General features: G+C 43.6%; 15 protein-coding genes. 10 read left to right on the top strand and 5 right to left on the bottom strand.

Annotated features, from left to right (window positions below):
- From EAH55_RS31200 to EAH55_RS27215, 5 genes are all read left to right on the top strand, one after another.
- On the top strand, window positions 1–267 hold a 267-nt coding region (locus EAH55_RS31200; protein ID WP_208644964.1), incomplete at its 5' end, for a hypothetical protein.
- Between the two features lie 158 nt (window positions 268–425).
- Window positions 426–1,253 (top strand): hypothetical protein, encoded by an 828-nt coding sequence (locus EAH55_RS27200; RefSeq protein WP_121812477.1) that lies wholly within the window; start codon window positions 426–428, stop codon window positions 1,251–1,253.
- Window positions 1,250–2,212: a hypothetical protein gene (locus EAH55_RS27205; RefSeq protein WP_162997066.1), complete on the top strand. Its 963-nt coding sequence runs from the start codon at window positions 1,250–1,252 to the stop codon at window positions 2,210–2,212. Before EAH55_RS27200 ends, EAH55_RS27205 begins: the two co-directional genes overlap by 4 nt.
- 28 nt (window positions 2,213–2,240) lie before the next feature.
- Entirely contained in the window at window positions 2,241–2,618 is a 378-nt protein-coding gene (locus tag EAH55_RS27210) for a hypothetical protein (protein ID WP_121812479.1), read from the top strand.
- 353 nt (window positions 2,619–2,971) lie between these two features.
- Entirely contained in the window at window positions 2,972–5,311 is a 2,340-nt protein-coding gene (locus tag EAH55_RS27215) for a glycoside hydrolase family 31 protein (RefSeq protein WP_162997067.1), read from the top strand.
- A gap of 147 nt (window positions 5,312–5,458) precedes the next feature.
- Here the strand turns inward: EAH55_RS27215 and EAH55_RS27220 are convergent, their stop codons facing one another.
- From EAH55_RS27220 to EAH55_RS27235, 4 genes are all read right to left on the bottom strand, one after another.
- Window positions 5,459–6,232, bottom strand: a complete 774-nt coding sequence (locus tag EAH55_RS27220; protein WP_121812481.1) for a TerC family protein — start codon at window positions 6,230–6,232, stop codon at window positions 5,459–5,461.
- Window positions 6,233–6,324: 92 nt separating this feature from the next.
- On the bottom strand, window positions 6,325–8,160 hold the full coding sequence (glmS, locus tag EAH55_RS27225; RefSeq protein ID WP_112569019.1) for a glutamine--fructose-6-phosphate transaminase (isomerizing): 1,836 nt from the start codon (window positions 8,158–8,160) through the stop codon (window positions 6,325–6,327).
- 189 nt (window positions 8,161–8,349) lie between these two features.
- Entirely contained in the window at window positions 8,350–9,753 is a 1,404-nt protein-coding gene (locus tag EAH55_RS27230; protein WP_121812482.1) for a DUF4270 family protein, read from the bottom strand.
- Window positions 9,754–9,768: 15 nt separating this feature from the next.
- A complete protein-coding gene (locus tag EAH55_RS27235) occupies window positions 9,769–10,593 on the bottom strand; it encodes a glycogen/starch synthase (protein WP_112569015.1) in 825 nt (274 codons plus the stop codon).
- A gap of 126 nt (window positions 10,594–10,719) precedes the next feature.
- Here EAH55_RS27235 and panC point away from each other — a divergent pair, with 126 nt between their 5' ends.
- Both panC and panD read left to right on the top strand, forming a co-directional pair.
- Window positions 10,720–11,577 (top strand): pantoate--beta-alanine ligase, encoded by an 858-nt coding sequence (gene panC / locus EAH55_RS27240; protein ID WP_244228386.1) that lies wholly within the window; start codon window positions 10,720–10,722, stop codon window positions 11,575–11,577.
- Window positions 11,578–11,729: 152 nt separating this feature from the next.
- Window positions 11,730–12,080, top strand: coding sequence for an aspartate 1-decarboxylase (panD, locus tag EAH55_RS27245; protein WP_112569013.1), 351 nt, complete (start codon window positions 11,730–11,732; stop codon window positions 12,078–12,080).
- Between the two features lie 19 nt (window positions 12,081–12,099).
- On the opposite strand, the gene EAH55_RS27250 is transcribed toward panD, so the two are convergent.
- Window positions 12,100–12,627: a hypothetical protein gene (locus EAH55_RS27250; RefSeq protein WP_121812484.1), complete on the bottom strand. Its 528-nt coding sequence runs from the start codon at window positions 12,625–12,627 to the stop codon at window positions 12,100–12,102.
- A 334-nt stretch (window positions 12,628–12,961) separates the two neighbouring features.
- Here EAH55_RS27250 and carB point away from each other — a divergent pair, with 334 nt between their 5' ends.
- The 3 genes from carB (at window position 12,962) to EAH55_RS27265 (ending at window position 17,046) form a co-directional block, all read left to right on the top strand.
- Window positions 12,962–15,778, top strand: coding sequence for a carbamoyl-phosphate synthase large subunit (gene carB, locus EAH55_RS27255; RefSeq protein ID WP_112569009.1), 2,817 nt, complete (start codon window positions 12,962–12,964; stop codon window positions 15,776–15,778).
- A gap of 99 nt (window positions 15,779–15,877) precedes the next feature.
- Window positions 15,878–16,525 carry a CPBP family intramembrane glutamic endopeptidase gene (locus EAH55_RS27260; protein WP_121812485.1) on the top strand — a complete coding sequence of 216 codons (648 nt, stop codon included), beginning with the start codon at window positions 15,878–15,880 and terminating at the stop codon, window positions 16,523–16,525.
- Window positions 16,526–16,584: 59 nt separating this feature from the next.
- Window positions 16,585–17,046: a hypothetical protein gene (locus tag EAH55_RS27265; RefSeq protein ID WP_162997068.1), complete on the top strand. Its 462-nt coding sequence runs from the start codon at window positions 16,585–16,587 to the stop codon at window positions 17,044–17,046.
- Window positions 17,047–17,048 lie beyond the last annotated feature (2 nt).

Consider the following 17,048-nt stretch of genomic DNA (forward strand, 5'->3'; position numbering starts at 1 on the left):
GCCAGAGCCGATGGTACTGCGGTAAAACGTGGGAGAGTAGGTCGGTGCCACCCTTTATCACCTTTAATGGTGCAACAATGCAAAAGCCTTAGCAACACACTAAGGCTTTTTGCATTTAAAATACTTTCCTATCTCAACAACTCCAACATCGATAACAACCATCCGCCTAATCAACCACTCACTACTCACTATTCTACAATCCTCCATCAACCCGCGTTAGGGATAGGAGCGGGTACCGGCGCGCGCTTAAGGCCTGCAGGCGTATGAGCGGATAGCCCGGCCGAAGGAAACGCCCTGATATGAACATCCAAACAATCCAACTACTCATTACTCTCCAAAAGCGGCTCCACAATTCCTAACAGTTAAAAATTTGCGTATTATAAAATAAATATAACTAACTTTATAATACACAGCCTGTTATCGACATGCCTGCAGAAGCCAATAAAGCTGTTTCGCCTTTAAGCTGGGTTATCATAACCGGATTGGGTTTTGTGTTGTTTGTAGGGGCTGCGGTAACACTTATGATCTTTAGCAATAAATCTGCAAATATGAGTCCGCAGGTTTATTTCTTTCTCCTGATTTTTGCGGCCTTAATTGCGTCTGGTTTTTTATTCGGGGCATTAAAGGCGCATGCGAAATATAGCGGTCAGTTGCATAACGGAACTTTAGTGCTCGGCGGACCCGCGGTGATTTTCTGCCTGATTATCTATTTTGGCCTAAAGCTATCTCCGGTTGCTGATTCGTTCGATATAAAATTCATTGTATTTGCAGACGAGAGCAAAAATGAACTGGTAGACGGCGGGGTACTTAAAGTATTATTCAACAAGCCCGACTCGGCGAGAGTTGAAAACGGCTCTGTGATCTTTAACGACTTGCCGGTAAATTTATTAGGCAAAAGCATTACCGTTACTCCTGCGGTAGCCGGCTATTACCGGCAAAGCCAGCAGGTAACTATCCCGGTTGACGGACATACCTCCATTGAACTGCATCTCAAAAAGAAGCCGGATTCTTTAAAGGTAAGTGGTTTGGTTGTAGATATACAAGGACAGCCCGTTCCTGATGTATTGATTGTATTGGCAGATGGACAGTATAAAACCAATGCAGATCAATTGGGCAATTTTAGTTTAATATTACCTATAAAGGATGGAACCGAGTTGCCGGTAAGGATCTATATGGGTAAAAAGCTACGTTTTAACAGTACTCAGATTTTTTCGTCTAAAGTACCGCTTACGCTTCAACTGAATAAGCTATGAAAGCTGTTGTTTGCATAGTATGTCTATGTATGACCGGCCTTAACGGTTATGGGCAGACTACGGTGTTCAAAGGCGAGCTGTTAAACAATAACACCTTAGTTAAAAACTATACCATAACTATCGACGGCAATCCGGCAACTACAAATGAGTCGGGCGTTTTTACTACAGCCATTAACAGCAGTACTACCCAAGTGGAGGTTAAAACCTCGGATAAAACTTACATCATACTTTACCCTATAGGAGGCAGGGTGCTAATTCCTAAAAATCCAGCGCTGTTAACGCAGATAGTACTGGAAAGCTTCCAATCAAGCGGGCAGATCAAGAGCTATATGGCGTCGTTATCGCAATTAAAGGACGCGGCCAAAAAGGGACAAGCCGATACCAAAGCACTGCAGAATAAAATAGACTCTATAGCGGCTAATCTTAAAAAACTGGGTTACTCGAATGAAGATCTGAGAGCAGCCCGCGAGAAACAGGATGGCATCGACCTGTTCTATCCCGAAATAAGCGCTGCCCTGCAAAACTATATCCTACAGGCGCAGAGTTTAATGATTGCCTTTAAATTTATAGGTGTGTATGCTTTTGTTAACGTTAATGCGCTTACACAATATGCGCAAACCCAAAATGGGTTTAATCAGGCTTTTGAAAAATTATATGTCAATTATCCCACATACTCAAAAAAGATGAGCGATTACTGGGACGATCCGGCGCTTTCCAAAACGTTTGGGGAGATAGCTGATACGCTTATTTATGGCATCGGCAAAAACAAGATAGTCCCCTTAAATGATATTAAGAATCAGATCAATCAATATTTTCAGAACCAAGTGTCCGATAAGGATAAGGAAAAGCTGAAAAAAGAGATCCAATCGCAAATAGAAACACAGGTCCCGGCCATTACAGATCAGCTTGCAGTTATGGAACAACGTGTAAAACTATTCCTGAGCCAGTTAAAAAATTAGTAATCATTAATAACTAAAGCATTTAATCATGAAAAAATTAAATCTCCCCCTCTATGTTATTTTGATCGTTATTGCAGGCTTTTGTACCACAACGTGTGGTAAAAGTAGTGACGGTGGCGGCGGTGGTGGCGGCGTTATTGTTCTTCTGGGCGATCTTATCGGTTTTTGGCAACATGACACCGACTCATTTACGTTTGATGGCCAGGACAACAAACTCGGTGGCTCTGGAACCGTCGACGGGCAAACAGGTACAGTCTCGAACAGCAAAATTGACAAGTATCAGTTCTCGTTTGATCTTGTTTTTGCCGATAACAGCGTAAAATCTTATACAGGTACCATAGACGACACAAAGAAGGTAATAAAGCTAACCACATCCGGAACCACTACTGTTTTCAACAAACAATAATAAGGCTTACGAAGCCAGGCCCCAGATAGTGCCCTAAAAACCCTGATTTAATCATCGGGGTTTTTGTGTTTAAAAACTCTAATGGGCCGTTGTTCTTTGCATCGGTTTCTGATAAAAGGAACATTGTAAAAGCGCTAATTAGTCTTACTAATTAATTGATTTTTGCGTAGAATAGGCTATAAAAAAATTATTCCAATTCAAAAAAAGTACGCTATATTCACACTGTCTAAATAGGTGTCAATCTCACACTCAATATAAAACCAATTTATGTGCTCATGATGTTTAAACAATTATCTCACAAAAGTGCAAAACTTACGCAATCGATTGTGTTAATTATTTTGCTGTTAACAGGTATGTCAACTATGCCTGCTTTGGCAGTTATCAAATCGTTTAAAAAAGCTGCCGATGGTGTTACTTTTACGCTCGACAAAGGCCTCATGAAAGTGCTCATCCGTAAAGATGATATCATCGAGGTAAAATACACCATATTTGATGCCTTTGAAGCCAAGGCATCGCTGGTGGTTAATAACAAGTGGCTACAGCATACGCCTTACCAGGTTACTGACGGGAAAGCGGAAGTTGTAATTGCCACATCGAAGTTGAAGGTGAAAATAAACAAAGCCACCAACGCTATTACCTATACCGATTTAAAAGGTAATGTGATCACAGCTGAGGACAACGATAATAAATCGATGGCTCCTGCTACTATTGCAGGAATCAATACATACAATGTTACTACGCAATTTAACTCTCCTAAGGATGAGGCCTTATTTGGGTTGGGTTGTCACCCGCTTGATTCCATGTCTATCAATTACAAAGGCCGCAACCAGGATCTGGCTATTAAATATCTTACAGGCGCTATCCCGGTGATGCTATCAACCAAAGGTTATGGTTTGATGTGGGATAACTATTCGGCCAGTAATTTTTACGGGGGCGAAGCAGATAATACCAAATTTAAATATGTATCAGAAAGTGGTAAACAGGTTGATTACTTCTTTTTCTACGGACCCGGTTTTGATCACATCATCGATCTGTATCGCACCGCTACCGGAAGAGCCCCTATGTTTGGTAAATGGGCTTATGGTTTGTTTCAGTCGCAGGATAGGTACCTGAGCGAAGATGAGATCCTGAGTGTGAAAGATAATTATCGCAATAACCATATTCCGGTTGACGTGATTGTGCAGGATTGGTACTACTGGGACCCATTGCCGATCGGTTCGCACGTGATGAAGCCGGAGCGCTATCCGCATCCGCAAAAATTGATTGACGCTTTACATGCCGCAAATTTGCATGCCATGATCTCTATCTGGCCGGTGTTTGGTAAGGGTACCCCTAACTATGACGCGCTGAATAAAATGGGTGGCCTAACCGATATTACCTGGGATAACGTGGTTACCCATACTTTTGATACTTATTACGATGCCCACAATCCTAAAGCGCGTGAGCTATATTGGGATCAGGCCCGCGATAGCCTCATCAAACGCTATGGCTGGGATGCCTGGTGGATAGATCAGTGTGAGCCCGATAATGGCGCATTGTTGGACGCCCGTCGGCAAAGTAATTTTGCCATTGGTAAAGGCATTGATTATTTCAATACTTACTCTTTGCAGCATACCAAAGGTGTATATGAAGGCTGGCGCAGGGATATTCCGGGCAAGCGCGCTTTCTTCCTGGTGAGGCAGTCGTTTGCAGGCGAACAGCGTAATGCTTCGACGTTATGGTCGAGTGATATTGAGTGTACCTTTCACGATTTTAAAGACCAGGTGCCGCAGGGCATTAACGCCTGTACATCGGGTATTCCTTACTGGACATCAGACATAGGTGGTTATCACTATCACTGGAAGCCTGCCGATTGGTCGCAGCCTGATAAGCGTGAGCTTTTTACCCGCTGGTTCCAGTTCGGAACATTCTGCCCGATATTCAGGATCCACGGCAAAGGCGAACGCGCTATCTTCAGCAAAAACTGGGATGAAAACACAAGGTCGATACTGCTTAACTTCGATAAGTTACGCTACCGTTTGATGCCATACATTTATTCGTTAGCAGGTCGTGTTACGAATGATAACTATACTATTATGCGTTCGCTGGCTTTTGATTACCGCGGTGATGCCAATGTTTATGGTATTCCTGACCAGTATATGTTTGGCCCGGCCTTTATGGTTAACCCTGTTACCGAGCAGCTTTACACTTCAAGTGATGCCGCTAAAAAAGCCAAGGCCCGCCAGGTTTACCTGCCTGCGGCAAGTAAATGGTATAACTTCTGGACTGGCGAATTGCTTGACGGCGGTCAAACCATCAGCGCTGCTGCGCCTATCGAAATATTGCCGCTTTACGTAAAAGCAGGCTCAATTATACCTATGGGCCCGGATGTTGAATACGCTACCGAGAAGCCAAACAGCAATATCGAACTTCGCATTTATCCGGGTGCCGATGCCTCGTTTAAGTTTTATGAGGATGAGAACGATAACTATAATTATGAAAAAGGACAGTCGGCTACGTTCACTTTAAACTGGAATGATAAAACCCATAAGCTGAGTATCTCTGACACCAAAGGCTATTTCCCGGGCCAACTGAAAAATCGCACTTTTAATATTGTAATGGTTAAAGGTGCTCACGGCTCCGATGTGGCTTTAACTGCTAAGGCGGATAAAGTGGTTAAGTACGCTGGGAAAGCAATGGTAGTGGCGCTTTAGCGACAATGTAAAAAAATGGATTTTTCTCTATGTCATTGCGAGGAGGAACGACGAAGCAATCGCATGCTGTACAGAGGGGCTCTGCCTCCGTGCGGTTGCCACGCTTCGCTCGCAATGACGTAGATTAATTTGCAATGATGAATTTCTCTAATTCTTTTTGCTCTCCACTTTCTTCACCCTGTTAGCTTTCATTTTCAAATTCAGCATCTCCACCAAAACAGAAAATGCCATGGCGAAATAAATGTAGCCTTTCGGGATGTGCTGTTCAAAAGCTTCGGCCAGGAGCGAAACGCCTATTAATAACAAAAACGACAGCGCCAACATTTTTACGGTGGGGTGTTTGTTTACAAACGCGGCAACACCGTTTGATGCCCACATCATAATGCCTACCGCTATAACTACGGCCAGTATCATGATTTCAACATGGCTGGCCATTCCGACAGCAGTAATCACAGAATCGAGCGAGAAAACGATATCCAGCAACATGATCTGTAATATGGTGCCCCAAAACGAATGTTTTTTTACCGCGCCTTCGTTTTCTTCATCGCCTTCGATTTTATGATGGATCTCGGCGGTGCTTTTATAGATCAGGAATAAACCGCCGATGATCAGGATCAGATCACGACCGGAGATGGCCAGTTTTTCTACCCATTCGGCATCTGTAATACTAAAAATTGAACTAAGGTTAAACAAGGGCGCTGTTAAGGTCATTACCCAACTGATAGAAAGCAATAACAGGATGCGGGTGATCATGGCCATGCCTAAACCAACCCGGCGGCCCTGGCTTTGCTGGCTGGCCGGAAGTTTGTCGGATAGGATAGAGATAAACACAATATTGTCGATGCCTAAAACAATCTCCAATAAGGTAAGCGTGATAAGGGAGATCCAGGATTCGGCTTGTTCAAAAATTTCAAAACTCATAGGTAGCAGGTATTTGTTTCTTCCCAAAAATAACAAAACCCCTGCCGTTAAGGGCAAGGGCTTGTAAAAATAGATTATCGTTTGGGAATGGCTTATTCAACAGTAACCGACTTTGCCAGGTTACGTGGCTGATCCACATTGCAACCACGCATTACCGCTATATGATAAGCCAATAGCTGAAGCGGGATAGTTGCCACTAACGGAACAAAAGCCTCGTTGGTTTGCGGGATCTCTATTACATAATCGGCCATTCCTTTTACCTCGGTATCGCCTTCGCTAACAATAGCGATAACGTGCCCCTTACGGGCTTTTACTTCCTGGATGTTGCTGATCACTTTTTCGTACGACGAATGTTTAGTGGCGATGAACACAACTGGCATTTCATCATCAATTAAGGCGATAGGGCCGTGTTTCATTTCGGCAGCCGGATAACCTTCGGCATGTATATAAGAGATCTCCTTAAGCTTTAAAGCACCTTCCAGTGCCACCGGGAATGAACTGCCCCTGCCCAGGAATAAACAATTGCTCGAGTCTTTAAACCGGGCAGCTATTTCCTTGATATGTTCATTTGTTTTCAGGGTTTCCTGTACCAGGTTAGGGATCTCGTTTAAACCGGTTAAATATTCAACCATTTTGCTTTGCGTGATTTTGCCACGCTGCTGGGCTATATAAAACGCTATAAGTGTTAACACACTTACCTGTGCTGTAAACGCCTTGGTTGATGCTACTCCAATTTCGGGGCCGGCATGAGTGTAAACGCCTGCATGGGTTAAGCGTGGAATAGATGCGCCAACCACATTACAGATACCGAAAATGGTAGCACCTTTCTCTTTTGCCAGTTCAATGGCCGCCATGGTGTCGGCTGTTTCACCCGATTGGGATATGGCTATTACCAGGTCTTTTTCGGTTATGATAGGGTTACGGTACCTGAACTCGGAAGCGTATTCTACTTCTACCGGTACGCGTGCGTATTCTTCAATCAGATATTCGCCTACCAAACCGGCATGCCATGATGTGCCACAGGCCACAATAATGATCCTGTCAACATTTTTTAGCTTCTCGGTGTATTCTTTAATCCCACCAAGCTGAACTTTGCCTTGCTGAGGATAAATACGGCCACGCAGGCAATCGCGGATGGAGCGGGGCTGCTCATAGATCTCCTTCATCATGAAGTGGTCATAGCCGCCTTTTTCCAGCATTTCCAGTTTCAGATCAAGCTCCTGGATGTATGGTGTTTGTACCGAGTTGTCGATATTTTTTACCAACAGGTTTTCGCGATGCACATAAGCAATTTCATTATCGTTAAGGTAGATCACGTTTTTGGTGTACTCTACAATAGGGGTAGCGTCAGACGCAATGAAATATTCACCTTTACCTACGCCAATCACCATCGGACTGCCCTTGCGCGCAGCTATCATCAGATCCGGCTCATCGGCGCTCATAATTACAATGGCATATGCACCTATCACTTTGTTTAAGGCTACACGTACTGCATCTTTTAAATCAAGGCCTGTCGCATTCTGGATATCCTCGATCAGGTGTATTAAAACTTCAGTATCGGTATCACTTTTAAAAACGTGGCCTTTGGCAATGAGGGTTTCTTTAATGATGCCGTAGTTTTCAATAATTCCGTTATGGATGATGGTAAGCTTCCTGTCGCCAGACGAGTGTGGGTGCGAGTTTCGGTCGCTTGGTTCGCCGTGGGTGGCCCAGCGGGTGTGGCCCATGCCAATTGTCCCTTTCAGGTCTACGCCCTTTACAAAATTTTCCAGGTCTTCAACTTTACCAGCCTTTTTGTAAACTTTAAGATCCTGGTCAAGCAAGGCAACACCGGCGCTGTCATAGCCACGGTATTCGAGCCTGTGCAGCCCTTTTATAACGATGGGATAAGCATCCCTAAATCCTATATAACCAACAATTCCGCACATAAAATATCAAGTATAAATGTTAAACGCCGCAAAATAAACAGCTATATAACACATATCAGCAATAATTATTTTGATTTTTTGCGAAAAAGGAGAAGTTTTAAAATACTTAAAAAAGTATTTTAAAAAGTGGATTTGCCTTAAACAAAAAAATCCCCTAAGCGGGGATTCTTTTGTTTATTAAGAGATATCTTACTTGTGAATTTTGGTGTAAATGATATTCATGCGGATACTGTAACCCGGTGTGTTTTTATCGCTACCCACTATAATCGAACGGGCTGCCGTTTGTGTTGATGGTGCCACGTCAATACCTGTTGTGGTGTTAACAAGGGTAGTATCAACCGGGGCAATATAAGTACCATAGTCAATGGTTTTCTTGCGGATCAGATCCTGAACAAAAGCCGTAACCAGGAAGTGGTATTCTTTTTTGGTACGATCATAGCGGCCGCCAAACAAGCTGGTTTGTGAACGCGGATCGCTTGCACTTGCATCCTGTATTAATGTCCTTTGTTTGGCTATATCCAATTTATACATGGTTAGCTTAGGCAATGGCGCATAAGGTACACCTGAACCGGCACGTGGCGTTATAACGATTTCGGCACGGTTTAATACTACCGATGAGTCAACAAGTTTATCCAAACCAGGGAAACTTAGTTTAGCCCTTAAGCCTGCAAGTCCCTGAAGGTAAACTGTATTTTGCGATGTTGTTGTATTATTAAGTGCCGCCTGAATGGTAGTGCTGTAAGTATGCGTAATTTCCGCGGCACGGTTAAAGAACGGCATGGTTACCGAAGCTGTGTCGATGGTACTCGTCGTCGTACTCGTGGCTGCGGTAACAACTTTATAGAAAACATCAATTTGAGACGAACCAAGGTCAAGCTGTATAATACCACCGGCGTCGCTGGCCTGTGCCCTTTCTAAGCTCAGGTATAAACCTTTTATTGTACTTTGGAAAGTAGTAGGCGATGCCAGTACTGTACCGCTTGCATTAAACAGGTTATTGTAGATGAATGCTTTGCTCAATGGTACACGCAACTGAGGCGCAACACGCTGTACGGTATCGGTAGAGTCGGCACGGATACGGGCAATAGTGATACTGTCATGCGTACGCGCGGTGAAGGTTTTAGAACCAAGCAAAGCGCTCAGATCGGCATCCCAGTGGTTATTGCTGTAATAGGTTTTGCTTTCAACCTTCTTTTGAAGCTGATAAACGTTTATTTTATAACGCGAAGCCAGTGAGTCGCCATAAAAACCATCAGAATATTTGAGTACAAGTATAGCCGAGTCAATGGTAAGGGTACCTGCCGGAACAGAATACGCTGCACCATTTGGTAAGTTAACGCCCAGTGCAACAATACTTTTTGTTGTACCAAATACAGGGTCAACAAAGTTGGCAAGCGGTGTTCTTGTCATACCCGATGTCGACGCGGTATCATCAGCAACAGTATTGATAACGATATTGGTATCAACTACCAGGTTACCATTGATCTCGTTTTGATCATTGATACCCAAACCAATACCATCCTGGCGTTTACAACTATTCAAAATAAAAAGACTTATTAACAGGGTCAATAAGTCTAATCGGAAAAATTTCATATATAATATTAAGTCTTATGCAACATCCACCAATTCGTCGTTGGTAATTTCGTCGTAAAAATTGTAATAATTTTCGAAATCTGCGGTAGAATCAAATTCTAAAACCGATTTATTGCTGTTTTTAACATTATTTAACACATCTGCATCAATGTCAGGGCTGCCCAAAACGATACCGTCTGAGTAGTGGATAGCACCGGCATATAATGCCGAGTTGGTGCCGCCTTTGTAAGGCTCAACATGCTGCTCGTTCATATTGCTCATAATGGCTTTTGTAGTAAAGTCATTGTGCAATTTCTCCTTAAAATCATTTTCATAAATAGAATAAATGATTTTTGAGTGTTTGAAAGTAGGATCGTCTTTGTAGGTTGTTTTAAGATAAGCAGGTACAAGCGCGCTCATCCAGCCATGGCAATGGATCACATCCGGAGCCCAACCTAATTTTTTAACAGTTTCCAATGCGCCTTTGCAGAAGAAAATCATACGCTCATCATTGTCGGCGTAAAATTTACCTTCTTTGTCTGCAAATACATGTTTACGCTGAAAATATTCTTCATTATCCAAAAAATACACCTGCATACGCGCCGCCGGGATAGATGCTACTTTGATGATCAGCGGGTTGTCATTATCATCAATGATAATATTCATACCCGATAACCGGATCACTTCATGAAGTCTGTTCCTGCGCTCATTGATGTTACCGAAACGTGGCATAAGGATACGAATTTCGTAACCTTTGTCCTGCATAGCCTGCGGGAGTTGGCGTGTTATTTCAGCAATTTTTGTGAGTTCAAGGAAAGGGGACATTTCATGAGTTATAAACAAAAGCTTAGATTTACCCATCACTAAATCAGTATTTAAAATGTAAAGAAGTCAAAAAATTTGAGTTTGCAAATATAACTAATATTATATAAACTGCCAACGAATTATGCAAGTAACTTTTGGTTATTTTTAAGCAATTGTACACCTTTGCCAGATTTTGTAATACCTGTTACATTGAAAATATTCACCACCAAAAAAGAAATATCAGATTACTTTAACCGTAAGCCTGTAAAAGTAATTGGCTTTGTACCAACCATGGGTGCATTGCATAAAGGGCACCTGGGTTTAATTGAACTGGCAAAGCAGCAAAGCACCCAGGTTGTTTGCAGCATTTTTGTAAACCCTACCCAGTTTAATGACCCTAAGGACCTCGAAAAATACCCACGCCCGATAACCGAAGATATCCGCCGATTAGAAGAAGTAAACTGCGATATTTTGTTTAATCCGCAGGTTACCGAGATGTATGCTGATAATGAGAAATGGCATTTTGACATGGGCGATCTGGAGCACTTGCTGGAAGGAAAATTCAGGCCTGGGCATTACCAGGGCGTTACTCAGGTAGTTAATAAATTGTTCAATATAGTTAAGCCCGATGTAGCCTTTTTTGGCCAGAAGGATTACCAGCAGTTTATGGTGATCAGTAAAATGGTTGAGGCATTGGAAATGCCGGTTAAGCTGGTGATGTGCCCTATTGAACGCGAACCCGACGGCCTGGCCATGAGTTCGAGAAATATTCACCTTACCCCGTATGATCGTGAGCATTCGCTCATCCTGTCCAAAACGCTCAACTGGGTTAAAGAAAACTTCGATATCAATCAAATTGACACGCTACAGCAGCAGGCCGCTCAAATGATCAGCAATGAACCCGGCGTTGAACTGGAGTATTTTGAAATAGCCGATGGCAAGACACTTCATCCCGCCACCCCGGCATCTGAAAGCGTTGTGGCACTGGTAGCTGCCCGTGTAGGTAAAACAAGATTGATTGATAATGTGTTGATTAGTTAGAAGCCTATGGTTCATAGATCATGGTTCATGGTTTTTAGCAAAATTGCTGTTAGCGGGTTTGTTGAAATAATCATAAACTATTTACAATCAGCTAACAAATACTATGAACTATCAACTATGAACCATGAACTAAATATTCCTAACTTTGCGTCATGACAATTGAAATATTAAAGTCCAAAATTCACCGGGTTAAGGTAACGCAGGCGGAGTTGAATTATGTGGGCAGTATCACTATTGATGAAGACCTGATTGAGGCGGCAAATATCATCCCCAACGAAAAGGTTCAGATAGTGAACAACAATAACGGCGCTCGTTTTGAAACTTATGTTATCAAAGGCGAACGCGGAACCGGCACAGTTTGCCTGAACGGTGCTACAGCCCGCCTGGCACAGGTAGGCGATATCGTGATTATTATGTCGTACGCGTATATGGAGGCAGAGGAGGCCCGCAACTACGAACCAATTCTTGTATTCCCCGATTCAGATAATAAACTGATTAAATAGTTTTTGGGAGATGCCCGGCTTAATTGGACGGGTATGATCCTATCCCCAATGATACTTTCAGGCTCGCGTCGGTAGCGGCTGCTTTACGCAGGCGATAAACCATCCTGATACGTACCGAGGGTTCGCGTACAAGCACATCCAAAAAATGCGAGTTATCGATATCCAATACAATGCTGTTACCGGCATTGGGTTGGATATCTTTGCGGATAGCTACCATCACTTCTTCACTGCCATCGCTTTTACCCATGTAAACCCTTAATGAAGCGATATTGCCGATGTTATAATCCGTAGGGTCCTTTGATTCCAACTTGGCCGATATGATGCGTACTTCACTTATTTTATTGGCGTTGTTGCCATCTTTAGTAAAATCCTGGTCAAAGCTGTTACCCGTACTTACTGCTATTTGAGCTTCATCAACCTTAGCCGACGCCGGGATCACCATAGTAGCCGTGTAGGGGAAAGTTGATTTAACAACTGATTGCAGCATAGCGCAGCTGCCAAGGAATAAAATAGCCACAAGCAATGGAAAAACAGGCTTCTTTATCATAGTTCCTAAATATATAAAGTATTTGCGGGTTGGCGCAATTACAGGTTTAATTGGGATTTTTACAGCCGGGGCTGTAGGTAAATATAGTAAGATTCTACGAAAATAATATGCCTATTGTTTTATGAAAAAGTGCCTTAAAACTTAAAAAAAGCGGGGTGTAATTGCTGTAATGTTAAATCTGAAAAAAAACATGAATGGTGTTTGTTAAAATTCTATCTTTGCACCCCGACGCTGAAGTCGGGATTTCTTGGCTTTCAGCGCATAGGAAAAACCGTTTAAAGGCTTAACTGTCTTTAACTTTTGACTTAGAACTTTTGAATTAAAAAAAAGCCCTATGCCCAAAGACACCTCCATTAAATCCGTTCTGATTATCGGCTCCGGCCCAATCATCATCGGCCAGGCTTGCGAATTTGATTATTCCGGATCGCAAGCTGCTCTCTCGCTAAAAGAAGAAGGCATCTCCGTTTCTATCATTAACAGCAATCCGGCAACTATTATGACGGATAAAGTTATCAGCGACCATGTTTATCTTCTGCCGCTCACCTGCGAAAGCATTGAGAAAATTTTAACTGAACAACAGATTGATGCTGTACTGCCTACCATGGGCGGCCAAACCGCGTTGAATCTTTGTATCGAAGCGTCTGAACGCGGCATCTGGGAAAAGTATGGCGTTAAAGTTATCGGTGTAGATATCGCCGCCATCGAAAAAACCGAAAACCGCGAAGCGTTCCGCCAGCTGATGGTTGACATCGGCGTAGGTGTTGCTAAATCAAAAATCGCCAACTCATTCCTTGAAGGTAAAGAAGGTGCGCAGGAAATCGGTTTCCCGCTGGTTATTCGCCCAAGCTACACGCTGGGTGGTAAAGGCGCGGGTTTCGTTCACAAAAAAGAAGATTTCGACGCTGCCCTTAACCGTGGTTTGCAGGCTTCACCAACCCACGAGGTATTGGTTGAGCAAGCTGTATTAGGCTGGAAAGAGTACGAGTTAGAGTTGCTGCGCGATAGCAACGACAACGTGATCATCATCTGTTCTATCGAGAACTTTGACCCGATGGGTATCCACACCGGCGATTCGATCACTGTAGCCCCTGCCATGACCCTGAGCGATCGTTGCTACCAGGAAATGCGTAACCAGGCTATCAAGATGATGCGCGCCATCGGCAACTTTGCCGGCGGTTGTAACGTGCAGTTCTCGGTAAACCCTGCTGATGAATCGATCATCGCTATCGAGATCAACCCGCGTGTATCACGCTCATCAGCTCTTGCTTCAAAAGCTACCGGTTACCCAATCGCTAAAATTGCTGCTAAGCTGGCGATAGGTTATAACCTTGATGAAATTGAAAACCAGATCACCAAAACCACTTCGGCTTACTTTGAGCCAACGTTGGATTACGTGATCGTTAAAATACCTCGTTGGAACTTTGATAAGTTCAAAGGCGCTAATAAAGAACTTGGCCTGCAGATGAAATCGGTAGGTGAGGTTATGGGTATCGGGCGCAGCTTTACCGAGGCTTTACAGAAGGCCTGCCAAAGTCTGGAGATTGGTCGCGCCGGTTTAGGTGCCGACGGTCGCCAGAGCCGTAACCTGGAAGAGATCATGGCCAGCCTGGAGCATCCAAGCTGGGACAGGTTGTTCCACATTTATGACGCCTTAAGCCTGGGTGTACCTATCGAATCGGTACGTAAAGTAACCAAAATCGACCGCTGGTTCCTAAACCAGATCCAGGAGTTGGTTAACCTGGAAGTAGAGCTTCGCCGTTACTCACTGAATAATGTTCCTGAAGAGTTCCTGTACACGCTGAAACAAAAAGGTTTCTCAGACGTGCAGATTGCCCACATTTTGGGTAACGTAACCGAGGAAGATGTTTACCAGCGCCGCAAAGCCCTGGGCATGCACCGCGTTTACAAAATGGTTGACACCTGCGCTGCCGAATTCCCTGCAAAAACTCCATACTACTATTCAAGCTACGAAGGCGAGAACGAATCTGTAGCATCTGACAGGAAAAAGATCATCGTATTAGGCTCAGGCCCTAACCGTATAGGCCAGGGTATCGAGTTTGATTACAGCTGTGTGCACGGTTTACTTGCCGCTAAAGAAGCAGGCTTTGAGGCTATCATGGTTAACTGTAACCCTGAAACGGTATCAACCGACTTTAACATGGCCGATAAGCTGTACTTTGAGCCGGTTTACTGGGAGCATGTACGCGAGATCATCGAATTGGAGAAACCTTACGGTGTTATTGTTCAGCTGGGTGGTCAAACCGCGCTTAAAATGGCTGAGAAAATGCACGAGCACGGTATCCGCATCATTGGTACATCATTCAATAACATGGACATTGCCGAAGACCGCGGCCGTTTCTCTGACCTGTTGAAAGACCTTGACATTCCATATCCAAAATACGGTGTAGCTGAAAGCGCTGAAGAAGCACTTGAAGTTGCTCACAAAGTTGGTTACCCTGTGTTGGTAAGGCCAAGCTACGTATTAGGTGGCCAGGGCATGAGCATCGTGATTAACGATGAGGACCTTGAAAAAGCGGTTGTAAGCTTATTGCGCAACCTGCCTGGTAACCGTGTACTGATTGACCACTTCCTTGACCGCGCCGCTGAGGCCGAGTCTGACTCGATCAGCGATGGTGAGGATGTACACATCATTGGTATGATGGAGCACATCGAGCCTGCAGGTATCCACTCTGGCGACTCGTACGCTGTACTGCCTCCGTTCGATTTTTCGGATACCGTTATCCACCAGATAGAAGAATATACCAAGAAGATAGCTACAGCACTTAACGTACGCGGCTTGTTGAACATCCAGTTCGCGGTTAAGGATGACAAGGTTTATGTAATTGAGGCCAATCCACGTGCTTCACGTACTGTACCTTTCATTGCTAAGGCTTATGACGTGCCTTACATCAACATAGCTACCAAAGTTATGCTGGAAGTTAACAAGCTAAGCGACTTCACTATCGAGCGCAAGCTGTGGGGCTACGCCATCAAAGAACCGGTATTCTCATTCGATAAATTCCCTGAGGTTACCAAGGAGCTTGGCCCTGAAATGAAATCAACCGGTGAGGCTATCCGCTTTATCCCTAACCTGCAAGACCCATACTTCAGGCACCTGTACAAAGAGAAATCAATGTACTTGAGTAAATAATTAAAACATTAAATTGCAGCCTTTGTAGTTTAATTGCTAATAACGTGAACCTGCAACCCTAATTGCAGGTTCACTATTGTTGTATTTAGTTACTATAGATTGAAAGTTAATTCGGCTAATGGTCAGGACATCAACCTGAAGAGTGTTGATCCTGAAGATATGGATGGTGTTTTAATGAAAATTGAAAAGTCATTTAACATCAGTTTAAACGACGCATCGGCAAACGATGTACAAAACTTTGGTAAACTTTGCGACGTTGTTCTCGAAAAAGTAAAAAAAACAAACGATGGCTGTACCACACAGCAGGCATTTTACAAACTCCGTAATGCCATCAATGCATCGGCAGGGCACGATAAGGATATCATAAAGCCCCAAACCAAACTTGTTGATCTTTTCCCGCGCGATAGCCGTATTGAGGCTGTAGCTGCTATTGAAGAAGAGATGGGTTTCCAGATCAGCTTGCTTCAACCCAAGCAATGGATTGTCAACCTGTTTTCTATGATTTTGGTGGTTAGCTTTGTTTTTGCCTTTTATCACCTGGCTATAGGTATTGCCGGTATGGTGGTAGCTGGTGTAGGCTTAAAACTGGCCGGCCGTTTTGGCAAAGAGATGCATGTAAAAACTATCGGCGATCTGGCCGAAAAAATTGCCCGCGAGCATTATATGAAATGCAAACGCGAAGCATCTGCAGTAAATAAAAACGAAGTTTCTGAAAAATTAAGGCAGCTCATTGTAACAAATGCTTAATATTGGTCGTCAGGGTTAATGTATCACATATTAACCCTGACGATTAATTATATCCTGCATTGAGAACTACCTTTATCCTGCTTTTTGTTCTGCTGATTGGTGGGACAATGAAAACTTATGCCCAAGCCAAAAACGCTATTGGCCTTGGTCTTTCCTTAAACACCTCCCGCGAAAATAGTAATGGCTTTGGCGCCCTTTTACAGGGTGAAGTTAAAATAGCAAAGGCTGTAAGTATAACACCGTATCTGGGGGGCGAAGTTGCCTATGGTGTGCTGGCCGGGTTATCGGGTAGATATTATTTCAGCAAAGAGATTTATACATTGGCAGGTGCATTCGGCCATCTTGATCCCGATTATTCCGGCTTCGGCGCCACTGCCGGGATAGGTTTTATCATCTTATCAGCACGGCATCAAACCCTTGATCTGAATTTTCATGGCGATTATATGAAGAGGGGCAGCCAGCCAACACCCGTAGCCGGATTGAGGCTTATTTATAGCTTTTCTTTTACTAAGCTTGAATAGGC

The organism is Mucilaginibacter kameinonensis, assembly GCF_003675385.1.
GTDB lineage: Bacteria > Bacteroidota > Bacteroidia > Sphingobacteriales > Sphingobacteriaceae > Mucilaginibacter > Mucilaginibacter kameinonensis.